Source organism: Pseudomonas sp. LB3P93 (assembly GCF_054898025.1).
Genome location: NZ_CM142713.1, coordinates 2,114,063 through 2,128,985, shown reverse-complemented (window position 1 = coordinate 2,128,985; position 14,923 = coordinate 2,114,063). Strand labels below are relative to the sequence as shown.

10 protein-coding genes and 1 other RNA gene are annotated in these 14,923 nt (G+C 48.2%); 6 read left to right on the top strand and 5 right to left on the bottom strand.

Annotation, left to right across the window (positions count from 1 at the left end; all coding sequences use genetic code 11):
* Complete coding sequence (locus ACYZT8_RS09470; protein ID WP_461980550.1) at window positions 1-750, top strand: substrate-binding periplasmic protein; 750 nt, start codon at window positions 1-3, stop codon at window positions 748-750.
* 142 nt (window positions 751-892) lie between these two features.
* Here the strand turns inward: ACYZT8_RS09470 and ACYZT8_RS09465 are convergent, their stop codons facing one another.
* Window positions 893-2,593, bottom strand: a complete 1,701-nt coding sequence (locus ACYZT8_RS09465) for a putative bifunctional diguanylate cyclase/phosphodiesterase (RefSeq protein ID WP_461980548.1) — start codon at window positions 2,591-2,593, stop codon at window positions 893-895.
* Window positions 2,594-2,896: 303 nt separating this feature from the next.
* Here ACYZT8_RS09465 and ACYZT8_RS09460 point away from each other — a divergent pair, with 303 nt between their 5' ends.
* On the top strand, window positions 2,897-3,211 hold the full coding sequence (locus ACYZT8_RS09460; RefSeq protein ID WP_461980546.1) for a helix-turn-helix domain-containing protein: 315 nt from the start codon (window positions 2,897-2,899) through the stop codon (window positions 3,209-3,211).
* Between the two features lie 207 nt (window positions 3,212-3,418).
* Here ACYZT8_RS09460 and ffs read toward each other — a convergent pair.
* An RNA gene (gene ffs / locus ACYZT8_RS09455) (signal recognition particle sRNA small type) lies at window positions 3,419-3,503 on the bottom strand.
* A 128-nt stretch (window positions 3,504-3,631) separates the two neighbouring features.
* On the opposite strand from ffs, the gene ACYZT8_RS09450 reads away from it, so the two are divergent.
* Together ACYZT8_RS09450 and ACYZT8_RS09445 are read left to right on the top strand one after the other, a co-directional pair.
* Window positions 3,632-4,999, top strand: a complete 1,368-nt coding sequence (locus ACYZT8_RS09450; RefSeq protein ID WP_461980544.1) for a site-specific integrase — start codon at window positions 3,632-3,634, stop codon at window positions 4,997-4,999.
* Window positions 5,000-5,630: 631 nt separating this feature from the next.
* Window positions 5,631-7,205, top strand: a complete 1,575-nt coding sequence (locus ACYZT8_RS09445; protein WP_461980542.1) for a DEAD/DEAH box helicase family protein — start codon at window positions 5,631-5,633, stop codon at window positions 7,203-7,205.
* 921 nt (window positions 7,206-8,126) lie between these two features.
* Here the strand turns inward: ACYZT8_RS09445 and ACYZT8_RS09440 are convergent.
* From ACYZT8_RS09440 to ACYZT8_RS09430, 3 genes are all read right to left on the bottom strand, one after another.
* Window positions 8,127-9,092: an HNH endonuclease signature motif containing protein gene (locus tag ACYZT8_RS09440; protein ID WP_109628895.1), complete on the bottom strand. Its 966-nt coding sequence runs from the start codon at window positions 9,090-9,092 to the stop codon at window positions 8,127-8,129.
* Window positions 9,093-9,310: 218 nt separating this feature from the next.
* Window positions 9,311-10,921 carry a V-type ATP synthase subunit I domain-containing protein gene (locus tag ACYZT8_RS09435; protein ID WP_461980540.1) on the bottom strand — a complete coding sequence of 537 codons (1,611 nt, stop codon included), beginning with the start codon at window positions 10,919-10,921 and terminating at the stop codon, window positions 9,311-9,313.
* A complete protein-coding gene (locus tag ACYZT8_RS09430; protein WP_461980538.1) occupies window positions 10,911-11,939 on the bottom strand; it encodes a hypothetical protein in 1,029 nt (342 codons plus the stop codon). The genes ACYZT8_RS09435 and ACYZT8_RS09430 overlap by 11 nt, the downstream gene beginning before the upstream one ends.
* Before the next feature lie 1,355 nt (window positions 11,940-13,294).
* Between ACYZT8_RS09430 and ACYZT8_RS09425 the strand changes: the two genes are divergently transcribed.
* Window positions 13,295-13,915, top strand: a complete 621-nt coding sequence (locus ACYZT8_RS09425) for a recombinase family protein (protein ID WP_461980536.1) — start codon at window positions 13,295-13,297, stop codon at window positions 13,913-13,915.
* A 369-nt stretch (window positions 13,916-14,284) separates the two neighbouring features.
* Window positions 14,285-14,776, top strand: coding sequence for a hypothetical protein (locus ACYZT8_RS09420; RefSeq protein WP_461980534.1), 492 nt, complete (start codon window positions 14,285-14,287; stop codon window positions 14,774-14,776).
* The last annotated feature ends 147 nt before the right edge of the window (window positions 14,777-14,923 follow it).

Here is a 14,923-nt window from a genome sequence, read left to right as displayed (position 1 = left end):
ATGCGTTTTGCCTTGGGGGCATTGCTGTGGATAAGCCTGAGCGTCGCTGCCGCTGAAGCGCCGCTGCGTTTCGTGGTGCCCGACAGCTGGGCGATGCCGATGGTGCAACTGGAGCGCGGACAAGTGACCCAGGGCATCCTGTTCGACGTGATGCTCAGCCTCGCCACTCAGGTCGGCGTGCCGGCCGAGTTTCATGTGCTGCCGCGGGCGCGGGTGCAAAACGCCATGGAACATGGCGAGGTCGATGTCCGTTGTTACGCCGCGCAGTCGTGGTTGCCGAATCAGTCCGGAGACTACATCTGGAGCATTCCGCTCTGGTTTCAGCGCGACATGCTGATCAGCCGGCAAGATCCGCAGCTCTCGGTGGTGCTGGCGAACCTGCCGCCACAACCTGTCGGCACGGTAAATGGCTACAGCTACCCCACTCTGCAACCCCTGTTCGATGAGAACCGCCTGCACCGCGAAGACGCGCGCAACCAGGAGCAAGTGCTGGAAAAACTCTCGGCCGGGCGCTATCGCTATGCCGTGAGCAATCAATGGACACTGGACTGGTTCAATCAGCGCCTGTTGCCCGACCAGCAACTCCAAGGCGTGGCGGTGCTGCAGGAACAGACCGTCGGTTGCTACGTGCGCAACGACCCCAAGGTGCCGGTGCAACGCATACTGCGCACGTTGCTGCGGATGAAAATGTCGGGGGAGATTGATGACATTATCCGGCTCTATATAGGTTCCGAGCCCGGTACACCTTAAGCAAATCTTCTGACCAACAATGGACCCCTGTGGGAGTGAGCCTGCTCGCGATAGCGATCTGTCATTTAACATTGATGGTGACTGACAGATCGCTATCGCGAGCAGGCTCACTCCCACAAGGCCCAGCGGAGATTTCAAGACTTCAGCCAACCCGATCCAGCACCCGCCATTGCAGTGGTGCGACAAACCCCGCGACCCACGCCGGCACTTCGGCAGGAGGCATCGGCCGGGCGATGAAATAGCCCTGGGCAACTTCACACCCCAGTCGCAACAGCAACTCCCCGTGTTCGATACTTTGCAGCCCTTCGGCAATCACCTGCCGGCCAAACGCTCGGGCCAGGCCGATCACCGCGGTGGTCAGTGCCAGGTCATCGCGATCATCCAGAATGTCGCGCACAAACGATTTATCGATCTTGATGGTTTGGGTACGCAAACGCTTGAGGTAGCTCAGCGACGAATAGCCGGTGCCGAAGTCACCCAATGAAAACTGCACCCCGAGTGCCTGACAGGCCTGCAAACAGGCGCTGACGTGCTGGATATTCTCGATCGCCACCGACTCGACGATTTCCAGGTCAAGCATCTGCGGAGCAACGTCGGCATGCCGGGACAGGACGTGCCTTAGCCGTTCGACAAAATCCGCGCGCTGAAAATGCCGTGCCGCGATGTTAATGCTGATCGGCCAGCCCTGCCCCGCCTGCTGCCATTGGCGCAACTGCGTCAGAACCTGATCCATCACCCATTCGCCGATGTCGACGATCAGGTCCGTCTCTTCCACCAGCGGCAAAAACTCCCGTGCCGGCACCAGGCCATTGTGCGGATGCTCCCAGCGCAACAACGCCTCGAAGCCGACCACCACGCCAAGGCGCATGTTGACCTTGGGTTGAAAATGCAGACGCAACTCATCGGCGGCCAGCGCCTGGCGCACCCGCTCGACCGTCTGGTGAGTGGCCTTGACCTCCTGATCCCTGGACACGTCGAACAGATGAAATCGGTTGCGGCCGCGCTGCTTGGCCACGTACATGGCCTGATCGGCGTGACGCAACAAGGTTTCGGCATCTTCATTGTCGAGGGGAAACAGCGTGACGCCGATACTGGCGAACACATTGATGTCCTTGCCATGCAAGGTGTACGGCGCCGAGATCGCCCCGAGCACCCGATTCAGCGCCGCGCGCAATTCCGGCAGATCCCGCACGTAACGCAGCACCAGCACGAACTCATCACCGGCCAACCTCGCCACCACATCTTCGCCCCGCACGATGTGGCGCAAACGCTTGGCCACCTCCACCAGCAATTGATCGCCACTGGCGTGACCGTAGCCGTCGTTGACCGCTTTGAATCCGTCAAGGTCGAGCATGCAGACGGCGAGCGGAATGTTTTCCTGTCGGGAGAACTCCAGCGCCTGATCCAGCAGATCCGAGAGGAACGCGCGATTGGGCAGCCCGGTCAGCACGTCATGACCGACCCGCCATTGCAGGGAATGCAACAGCTGGCGTTTTTCGCTGATGTCGAAACGAATCGACAGGTATCGATCAACCCGTCCGGTGGCGTCATTGAGCACTGGCACCATGGTGCTTTCGACCCAGTACAGGCTGCCATCCTTGGCGCGATTGCAGATATCGCCCTTCCAGACATTGCCCAGCGCGATGGTGCGCCACATGCAGGCAAAGAAATCCGCGGGGTGCACGCCGGAATTGAGGAGACGATGGTTCTGCCCGAGCAACTCATCGCGGCTATAGCCGGACACGGCGCAGAACTGATCGTTGACGTGGGTAATCCGGCCGCTCAGGTCAGTCTCGGAAAAAATGGCGGCGGCATCCACGGCCCTGCGGTATTTCTCATCCATGAATCAGGCTCGCTGTCGCTAGCGGTGGGACTGCGCAAACTCGTTTTCACTCCCTGACCCGCATTTGATGACCTCGCAGAACCGAAGATCGGCTAGTCTCAAAAACCTCGTGCAAGGCAGGCAAGGGAGCGCAATGCTGGCGGTTTCGCATCGCCCATTTTCTGGAAACAGGTCACCAAACACCCCTTATTGGCGGCGATTCTACGAAACGCATCACATTTTGCAAAGCAAGGTGATGGATCATGCAGTTGTCTAATGCAAAAATCTATCGTTAAGTTCTTGATTCTAAATGGGAATTGAGCGATGCAAATTTCAAGTTTGGGTCCAGCCATCCGACGCTACCGCAAGGTCGCGGGGCTTACTCAGGCTGAACTCGGCGAAAAAACCGGTTTTGACCCCAAAACCATCAGCCGCTTTGAAACCGGAACCTATACCCCCAGCGTTGAAGCCTTGTTCCTGCTTGCCGAGGTGCTGGACGTAAAGCTGAAAGCCTTTTTCGCGGATTTGGGCGATGAAGATGAACAGCGGGCGTATCTGTTCGGCGTCATTCACAAAGCCACCCCGAAGGATCTGGGAAAGCTGATTGCAGCGGTTGACCAGGCCTTGTCCAAGCCTTAGTACCAGAAATAAAGAACAATGCCGGAAATGAAAAAAGGAGGCCGACGTGTCTGATACGACACATCGGCCTCCTTTTTATGTTCATTCTGAAAATCGGAAACGACAAAAAACCGCCTGGAACAAGCGCCATGGCAGCACGACAAATAAGTATTTTTAGACAGAAAACGCGAGAGAGGATTCGCGGTGCGTTATGGAGGCAACCCCACCAGCCACACCCCGGCACACAATGTTCCCGCTGTGGCTGCTTCCTTCCGGATCTGACCAGGTTCACGGGTAATCGTTGCGGGGCCATGTATTACGAGGGGTTCAGGCTGTTAAGGTCGCTTCAAATCATCCGTTCCAGGACCCAGCACGGACTGTCAGCACTCGGGGTGTAGCCAGCATTGTCACACTTTGCTGTCACACATGGGTGTCACACATATGGCCTACCTGATCCGACGCGGAGCCTTCTATTACCTGAACCTCCGACTACCCAAGCACCTTTTCCCACGCTGTAACACTTTGCGTTTGAGCTTGAATATTAGGCACCGTCAGAGCGCCCTATTTCTGGCGACTTCCCTCGCCCAGCAGGTGCATAGACACCTATCCGAACACCCTCTGGCAGACCTCCTGACGTTGCGTAGGCTTTGCACTGAATGGCGAGATGCATGCCCTGCCCCATCCTCCTGGCATCGATCACACCAGCCCATAGCCAAGCCAGCAAAATTAGTCACTGATGGTCCCGCTCTGTCTACCCTGTCGAAGATCTATATAGAAGAAGGCAAACGCGGTGGTACATGGCGGACGGTCAGCACCTTCGAGGTGGAACGTTCCCTACGTGATCTGTTCGAGCTGATGGGTGACATGCCAGTCGAAGCCTTCGACGCTCAGCAAGCCAGACTGCTGAAAGAACGGTTGAGTCGATGCCCGCAGTACTTCGGTCTACGCCCCGAATATGAAGGCAAGACTCTTATTCAGGTGGTGGAGTCTGGCGCCACTTACAAGACCATCACCGCCGTCACCGTGAACAATCGCTTACGCAAGCTTTCTGCCTTCCTGAGCTGGTGCAAGGCAAACGGGTACATCGCGGACAACCCACTGGTGGGCATGAAAGTAATGACGGGATCGGCCAAGGAGGCGAGGTCATCTTTTGATCGACACGATCTGACGACGCTGCTGGATTCGGCTGCACTCAAGGTACAAGCCCGCAAACACCCTTGGCGTTACTGGTTGCCGTTCCTTGGGCGAGCCACTGGCGCCCGACTGGAAGAGCTCTGCCAATTGCGTGTGGATGATTTTATCGAACAACAGGGCGTCCAGTGCATCCGTATCGATGACAGCAGGGAAGGCCAGAACCTGAAGAACTCCAGCAGCCGTCGAATTCTCCCGTTGCACCCGGCACTGATCGACCTGGGGTTGTTGCAGCACGTTGAATCGGTGAGGAGCACTGGTGCGGATCGCCTGTTCCCTGAACTGGAAACGGTTCGGGGGAAGCTGGGCCATGCGCCGTCGAAATGGTTCGGGCGTTACAAGGTGAAACGCGGGATCACCGACCCCAAGAAAACATTCCACAGCTTTCGACATACGCTGATCGATGATCTTCGGGATTCCGGAGTCCAGGACTCTCTAATCAAGCGAATAGCAGGACACGAGGACGGTGCAGTGACGTTCAGCATCTACGGCAGTCGCAACCCATTGAAGGCAATGGCGGACGCACTGCGACACATCGAACTTGCACCTCAAGCCCAAGCAACAGATCTAGGCTATACAAACCAAACCTCCATGCGTATGGAGACCAGCGATGAATGACATCCGCTTGCTGGCTGACATGATCGCCCGGCTTGAAAAACTAATAGGCCCTAGCCGTTACTGTTAACGAGATTGCTTTGAGGATCGAAAAGAAGGGTCCGCTTGTCGTTGCAGACATAACCTCGACAGCCAGCCAGACAGGTTGGAATCGCCACAGGGGTTAGCGATTGGATCACCGGTCACGCGTACTCAAACTAGGGTGACCGTTATTGAATGAATCCCTTGTCCAGGATGGCAGAGGAAATACAGAAGCTTTCCAGCATTACAAAATGCCGCCGGACTGATACCCAGCAAATAAAAAAGGGGTGCCTGCGAAAGTTCTACAACCCCACGAAGGCACCCCAAACAATTATATCAAATTAAAAACATAGAACTAATACCACCCCACAATACCAACAAAACAACCACCATAACGATTCAATCAAATTACTACTTGGCACGAACAACCACACGTTAGTTATCATGCCTTACCCCATCCTACCGAGCGTAAAAATACCCATCGAAACTGTTTAGAATCACTTCGCCGTGCGGTATATTAGCGTCAATCCAAACGCACTTCCCAGTTGAAAAGCGATGAACAGTCATCGCTATCAGCCGGGGCTAATTCATCCTAAAAAAGGTATATACCCTAATGACCAAAAAAATTATTTACACTGCCATTGCCGCACCCGGTGCAGGGAAGACGCAGGCCGTAGTCAATAAAATCCCAGACTATATTAATAATGGATTCAAAGTAGTCATGGCGCTTCCAACGTTAAAATTAAACGACGACATCTTGAAAACAATGAGAAAAGCAAATCTAACCCCCCTGATCATTAACAGTGACCAGGATGAAATCAAACACAATAAAACATCAGTAACAAGGGTCTTGGCCCAAGTTCTTAGGAGCAAGGCTCATCCGTTGATTATCGTCACACACGATGCTTTGAGGCGCACCGACCCGATTCTTCTCAAAGGTTACCTCCTGATAATCGATGAAATCCCTGAGTTCATGGATATCAATCATTTCACCTTGAAATCCAAAGAAGCAGAAACAATCTTTGCAACCACCGAAGCTTTTAATAATCAACTACAAATCAAGGATGGTCTGCTTACCGAAATAACGGCTCGGGTAAAAACGTACAAATCATCAATGTCGAATAAGGATAACGCGTCTACATTATCGGCCATTGAACACAAAATTTATGACACAATCTTGACCGGAAATATCGTGCTCGTTGAAACGGAAAAAGGCGGAATTATCAACTTCCACACTATTGTCGAAAAATCCGTGTTTGCTCAGATTGATCGGGCAAGGGAAACCCATATATTGGCTGCAAATATTGATGGAGGACTGTTTGACCTTTTTGCAAAGAAACTGGGATACAAATACACACGTTCGAAGCTGACCCCCGAACCATCCAAGTACAACTGCCCCATATATATTTATCCAATGTTAAATGGTAGTTGGTCGAAATCAAAAGTATTAGCAAATGAAGAAGGAAACCTGGGATACACTCATGACGGGCAGAATAATCAAATCATTGATCGGGTATTTGAAACAGCAATTCAGCATTCGCCCAATGAAAATTTCTTGGTCATTCAGAACTCGTGGTCTAAATTCAGCGAAAAATATCAACCGCAGGCTCAAAAAGCGAATACTAAAATTAAATTTGTCCCGATGGATTGTCGTGGATTGAACTGCTATCAGGACAGTACCGCTGCCTTACTGTTGTTTTCCGGAAAACCAAGCCCAAACGATACAACCTGTCTAAAGGTTGTAGGTGACAGGTACGACATTAATTTAACTGAGCTAATTAAAGCTTGGATCGTTAAAAACAAGCATGAGGCAAGCTTGCAAGCTGTCACCCGCACCGCAATTCGGACTTGGGGAAACACCAAGCCGGTGTATTTCTACGTGCAGGATGCAGAAGTCGCGAACTACTTCAAGCAAACGTATATGACGGACGCTATTATTGATCATCGTTTGGCGTTGACCATTTCTGCGAAACCAGACGGCAGGTCTACAACCCCACCCGATGAAAAAACCAAAGCCATTAATTTCATCAAACATGGGTTCAATAACGGATTTAAACAGGCCGACATCAATAAAGCTGTGATGGAGCTTTGGAAGGTAGCCGAGAGAACTGCCCGTACGTGGACAAAGAGCGTACGCGAAAGCTTACCAGTCAAGCCTGTCGAAGGCCTGGAACAGTTCTTCGTATAATACTGATTCCGCCCGGTGAAAGCTGGGCGGCTAGCCTGCATAAAAACGGCCGCAACCCTAAGAATACTTCTTAGAGATATGGCCGCCTTTTAAAGTTCTCAAGCATGGTCTAGAACCCAAACAGCTATTTTAAACACAGATCAAACCAGAAGGCACGAAGTGCATTCTACGCGAAGCGTGTATCTGGAACGACTTGAACACAATAGTAGTTCTAGATTTAAAAACCTCTGTAACCAGCCCTCAGCCCTCAGCCTTCGGCTTCGGCTTCGGCTTCGGTTTTAAACCGCCATCAACCGTCCTAAAAGCACTTAAATCATTTAGAAAACCAAAGGCAATATCGGTTTTTATTGATTTTGATCACCCGTACCGGGTGCACTCGCAAGCTCGTGCAATCAAAGTTAACAGACCATAACCCTAGCGATCATCTATGATGCTTTAAAAGCCTAGACTTTTAACAAACACATCCGTTCCTATTGCCTACGGCGCTACCTCGGATCAACCAGGAGTTCTACATCAAACGCGATGCAGTTTGACTAAAATCACAACCGGTATAGAACAGCACAAAATATTAATGTAAAAGCATTTTTTGTTGTTTTTTTGCCACGACCTTCGCTGACAACAGCCTAAAAACCTAAGGACAAGTGACAGAACCATTGTACCAATGCATCAAAATACGCCATTTAGAGGCATTTCTTTACACAATAGTATGATAGAACGACCAGACGACATAGCACTGGCCTTATGTGCCTTTTTATATTTTAAAGCTGAGTCATTCCATCCTATGACCTAATAAAATAGGGGTATCCTAGAGGACAAAATACAACAGATCAAATAACCTTCAGAAATAAACGCGTATGAAAAAAGCCCCTGAAAACGGGGCTTACACCCTCAACTTTTATCCCGCCTTAAACCGAACCAAATTTATACATAATGAGAAGCGATGACATCAAAGCACTGTTGACGCAACTCATCCCGGCCAACAGCGTGGTGTGCCCTCCGATGTGCATCCGCCGACAAGGCTATGACGTTTTCAACTGTATCTGGACCACCTTCAGAAAGTGGAACGATGTGATGGGTTTCAAGATAAACACCACCATTCGCCATTTGGAATCCCGGCACAGACGTCAATTCGCATAGACCTTTTGACCTTGCCAGTACGAGCGCTCGGACCCTTGGGTCACGATACTTCTGCTCGCCTTTGTAGGTGTAAGCCAAGGGGCGCATATCCGCATGAAACTGGTCCACAATAATTTTTCCATCATCAACATCGCCGGTTTCGGCTGCACTGTCGACCATATCGGCAGAGTCAGTCCCATCCCCTACACTCAATCGACGGTTATCCCCACGTACTAGAACAAAGGCACCGGTGTCATCGTCAAAGCTTTCTACTCGCCAAGACTCATCGTCCAAATAGCGGCCAACAGCACGATCATTGTCAGCATCAATATCGTCTGGTTCTCGGACAGGCCCCGACACGATTACCACCCGTACCGACGTCGAGTTCATGTGGGCAAGCTGGACCGTCGAGCTGAAATGCTGTGCACGATTGATGCGCGGATCTTTGATCGTTCGGCTTCTGTTTTTTGGGTCTTTTTCAAGCTGTCGGATCAGCGTGTCTGCATACGCCCTCAGATTTCCAACGAAACAAACACGTCCTTGGCTGTCCAGGTCTATTTCTTCGAACCAAACGCACAACAGCAATATGCGTCCATCGATGCTTCGGAAAGACCATTCATAACAGTACCCTCCATTTGATTGAGGTAGCGTGACTGGCTGGCCATCTTTTTTCCTGAAACCCCACGCTCGGACGTCAATACCCGCGCTTTGCACGCAATCTATGATCATCCACTTGCCGGTCGGCCTTAAATCTTCCAATGCAATGCCCATTGCTCACTCCTCAGCAATTCCATACGTGATTGGCACAATGATAACAACGCATCACCAAACGACTGTTAGACGATACTGTTCATCGCCCCCTGTACTGGCATCATCTAAATAGGGCTGATCAGTTGAAGATGCCTTAATATCGTGATACTACGTTAAATGATCCCTTCAAGGAGTAGCCCCATGGAAACGACCGCATCAGCCCAATGCCACTCGACCCTCTACGACAGCGTTCTGATATTTAACTCACTGAGTAGTTGCTTAAACGCAGCGCTATATTTCGGGTCAAGTATCGCTGAGTCTCTATGAGGGCTGTAGTCGATCGGATTAATATTGTCTGTTCGCTTATATTTCTCCCTAATATACTCTTCTGATTTTAACGTTGAGGTTAGTATTACTTGATTCTCAATTTCACTTAAGAGCTTGAGCATCACCTCTTCCTTCGCAGTTGATATTTCACCATCTCTGAATGAGTCGATTACAATAGGAAATGGATGATTCAAATAATCCCTAAGGGCTAACGCCTTGCAAAAATAGAATTCCTGCCCTTCACTCCCTGAGTATGTTTCGTCTTTTTTTGTGAATAATGAACTGAATTCCAACCTACCATTTTTGTCGATCTCGTGATAATAGTAACTAACTTTACTCAGTATTTCAGAAAGCGCTTGTAGCTGTCTTTCTCTTTCCTTCTCACTAACAGTCGTTCCACGCTCCAATAGCTGCATAAATGCCCCAATCTCTGCCAATAGCTTGGCTATTTCCTCATCAAATTTTTTCGCCTCCCCCAATCCCTCGCTAAACAGAATAAACTCACGAAAGGAAGGTGGTGATTTGTTTATCTCTTGTGTCAACTGGTTTTGTATTGACTCGACTTGCACACTCAGGTCATAGATGATTTCTTTCTTGAGCGCAATGCTATTCTTGATAGAGCCCATAATAGAGTCTTTAACCGACTTATTGCTCACCTCAAATTCTAAGTCTTTACTCTTGTATATTACTCTTTCGCTTCCACAATCCGCACAGACCACAAGTCCCTCTTCAAGATTTCTGTTCAAGGAATTTAGTTCGTCTATCAAACTCTCAAGCTTTTGCGCCCGATTAAGCTCCCTTGTTCTTTGTTTCTGTAATTTTGTTAAATCCGCATAAATATCAACCAAATGCTTCTTACGCTCTTCGAAAGAATTGCTACCCGAGTCCGCTAGGGCGATAGCAGCAATCTCTGGATCAACCTTTATCTTGGCAGAACTTCTCTTAAGCATTACCACTCTTTGACGCTTGATTTTTATTTGATTCTTTATTTGCTCTAGATAGCTCGCCGAGAGACTTTGCTGTGCTGGCTCCCCCATTGCGAATAGCATGCTGATAAAATCATCATTCTTATAAAAGCCTTTATTAAAGATACTTGACGTATCACGCTTATCTTGGCCTATGAAAAATATTTCAAAAAACAATGCTGGATCAACTAACCGCTCATGCCCATCCTTCAACATCCGAGGCAGTCGACATATATTCTCATCGAAAAAATATTTTAGTTCTGATACTGAGTTGCATATTTGCATTCCGCCGGATGTCTTAATTATAAACGAACTATTCCTCCTCACTATCTCGAAAGTATTATCTTCGACGGTGAACTGGACGTAAAAATGGTATTTTTTGTATTCAAATCCTGCTGGAAAAATCGGCTCATTCCCGAGGCAATACATGAGACCTTGTATGACCAGGGTCTTCCCTTTGTTATTTTCGTCGCTGTATATGATATTGATTCGCTCTTCAAGTCGAGACTCAATAAAAGCTTCAGAGGCATTTCCAAACGCGATTTTTTTAATTCTCATTTTTTAGACCATCTTTAATAAGTGCAGAGAGGAACAGTATGCCATCTCTATCTAGAACCGTTAGTCTTTGTATAATCGCGCTGCTAATACTATTGTAAATTTCGACTATGGATATTTTGGGGTTTTTCTCGATTGAATTCATTATATGTTCGAGAATCTTCCAGAATTCTTTTTTTGAATTCTTGTTAAAAAAAGCTTTACTTATACTAGCCTGACAATCTTGGGATAGATCATGCAGATCTTCAGTATCAAAACCTCTAGATACTGCCTCTGCATAGAATTCAAACGGAAACCCCTTTTGTGAAAAGAGGTCTACACCAACAAGCCTATTCACTAACAACATATGAATTTCTTTTTTCTCGATATGCCTATTAAAATTAAGCACATCTAAAGGCTTTGAGATACTTAAACCCTCTATACATGAAAGCTTCTTAATCACTTGTTGATTTCTAATTTCATTAAATATTTCATCATAAAAAGAATCAGGCTTTTTATCCTTACCATTAAATTCCAGGACACTTTTTACGTACATTGCGGAAGGTTCTCTATCCTCCACAAAGACAACGTTACTGAGAAAATTATCGATTGTTTTTTTAACTACTGGAATACCAAGCCGGGTTAGCTCAGTAGATAAACCAATCTCTATTTTTTTCTTTTCTACTACTTTAAAATTGTCTAATGTGTAGTAATAGCCTATATCACCATTCAGGTAGGATGTTTTCAATGGCGGCATGAAAAAAATGTATTCATGAAATACAAATACTGAACTGTGATTACTGTAAAGTGTATACAGGTACTTTCCGATTTTTTGGGGCGTTAGATTAGCTTCTCCCTTCGACTGTACATCCCACAGCTTTGCACCACTGTCGCTGAGACCTGTGATATCATTAAAACAATCTATTGCCAATATTGAAATTTTTTGCCTATCTGTACGCAGACCGATTAGATAGAGAAGGGACTTTGTTTCGTACTGCGAGGCCTTACTATTATTTCGCTCCGTATTCTTGAAGACATACATATACTTCTCCCTAAACTCATACCACAAGCAAAGACAATGAACTGTTAAATTTTTGTTTATGTGTCGATTTGAGGTAAATGCATTTCAAGAGAAACCCCTAGGTCTTGATGGGAGATTTATTTTGGTTATTATTTTTTTGCTCACTGATATTCCAACTTCACTAGTGACAGTTTTCATCAGTTGCTGTGTATGCTCGTACAGGAGTTTGCCACTATATTTACCGACGCTGGTACGTGGCTTGTTTCCATCAGTTGCGGGCATGCATAGAGGACCAATGCGCTCTAGTCGCTCATTGCGAGCTACTATCTCTTCATCCACGTTCGCTTCCACGCTTAGGTTGCTTAACCTTTCGCCAGCTTCGTGCCTGTCCATGCTTGACACTGTCATTTCAATAACCACTTGATTCCATGTGTTCGGACGTACCAGCGCCTAGCTACTTCCCGAAGTATCGCCATCCTGAGTTTTAATTTAGCAAATTTCAAAACAGACATCGCCATTACGATGCCACTATACCGTGGCTGACCAGAAAACCAATCAGCTCAGTAAGAAACCATTGATCAGTAGCAAAAGAAGGATACTCGACACGAGCGCATATGCAGCGCCTCAAGCATAAGCTTGGAGAGCGGAGAAATAGTCGACTAGAACGCTCGGAAAGAGGCACCACTTCGGTGTACCTAAACGATGCAGCTGCTCCCTTCCAGGCCTGAACGGGTAAACGGCTGCTCTCACAAGACGACCATTTTGGTGGTCTTGCGACGCTTGGTAATTGCATCGGATTGACCAGTTAACCGACACCGCTCCCCCATCCAGCAGCACCAATATAGCAATCCGCTATCGACAGGCCCGCAACACATCGCTGTGTCACATCGAGTGAAACCCGTTCCAGTCCCCAGCCAAGCACTTAGATCATCCCGTCGGCGGCCATGGGTATGACTACCTCGCTACTGGATAAATCTTGATGATCCGACGATCAAAAAACTTTACATCACTTATCGGCTAAAAAAGGGGTGGCACCGGGGGACCGACTACGTGCTCTCAGAAAGGGCTAAAGGGGCTTATGGGTCCCCTTTGTTTTGGTATGAATCAATCTAAAAAAACAGGCGCTAAAAAATTTCCAGACCACGAAATTTCTGATGGCAAATTCACCTCCAACCGAGTACGTCAATAAATGTCGTCGGCTTCCATGGGAGACTATCTCACTACTGAATAAATACTGATGATCTGACGATCAAAGGACTAGACAGGTCTGGTAGGCCGGCAGCATCCTCAAAACCACTATCAAATGAATATTGCAGATAGCTATATGATTCAATTATCATTGACCTATCGAATCTAAGAACAAAGGATACTAGATCATGAATACTCATCTTTACCTGCGTGCCAGTACAAAGGATCAGGACGCCCACCGAGCGAAAGTCGCAATGGAATCGTTCGCCGCTGATAAAGGTTTGCACATCACGGGTGTGTACGCCGAGAACATCAGCGGGACAAAACTCAACCGTCCTGAGTTGATGCGACTGCTGAACACTGCCGATAAGGGTGAAGTGCTGTTGGTTGAGTCTGTAGATCGGCTAAGCCGCCTATCGCAAACCGACTGGAACACTCTTAAGGCAACCATTAAGGAAAAGGGGCTTCGCCTGGTAGTGGCTGACCTGCCCACCAGTCATATGATGGTTGAGGACAAGGGCATCACCGGACAAATCATGGAAGTAATCAACTGCATGTTGCTGGACCTGATGGCAACTATGGCCCGCCTTGATCAGGAGAAGCGGGTACAGCGGATTAGGGAAGGTCTGGAGAACAAGCGTGCGGCAGAGCCGGAGTGGAAGCCCGCTGGCAAGGGGCGGAATCAAGCGAAGTGGGACAAAGTAGCGGGCTTGCTTAAGCGGAATGGCAACACCGTGGAAGAAATCGCCAAAATTGCTGACGTGGGAATTGCAACCGTTTACCGCATCAAGAGGGAGCTGACTCTGTAAGCCTCACCAGCGTGACATAAGTCGCCTGCGGGCGGTTTTCGTACCGTGATATTTTGAATTTGTAGCCGCTGAGGGCAAGGTGGCACGGGAATGGCTCTTAACCTCGACCCAGCCTTTGCGGGAAATCTGCCGTTTTGCAAGATACCTCATTGATATTTTAGGGCGATACTCCATCCTGTAGGTGCCGATTTTGACTGATTGGACTCAGTGAATTTCGAAGGGAGGTCACGACCTACAATGATAGCCATAGTTGCGACTGAAGGTATTGGTCACTACCAGTATTGAAGCTAACCTTACTTTTCTAGTCCATACAAGAGGTGTTACATTCTGAGAACCCCCCATACCGCAGCAGCAGATAAGCAGAAAAAAATGAATGCATTGATTAAACCCTATACCAAAAGTTTAAATGACGAACTGGACTGGAAGCTTCTCGATCAATTACATGGAGCAGTATCGCAAATCAGCAGCTTTTGTTTTGAGATAAAAAAATTCTGTATCACAACGCTATTTGTTGTTTTGGCGTTCGTTATTAAATTCACATCAGACAAACTTGATCATTCGATATTTGTCACTGGATTTACCATTGCTTTGTGCTTTTGGTTCTTAGACGCCACTGGATACTACTATCAAGTTAAGCTACGTGGAATGATGAATGCAATTCGTGAACGACTTGCTTCAGCACACTCGACAAAAATAGTTGACTCGCTTTCAGCGAAAGTTATCGAACAATCAAGGGTAGAGGCACCACTCTACAAGCGTATTTTCGCAGCAGGTTTCAACCATTCCATGTGGCTCTACGCAATACTCTTGGTTATTGATTTTTCAACATGGGGTCTGTACAACTTGAGCATTATTAAGTGAGGCTCTTTGTCAGCTACTCACGCCGGGACGGAGTGGTCACAACAGACACCCTTCGAATGCTGGATGAACATTTGCGAGACGTTTGCATGCCGTTCATCCACTGCCTTCAAGACACTGGCTCACGCTGGGAGCAGGTGCGTGTTATAC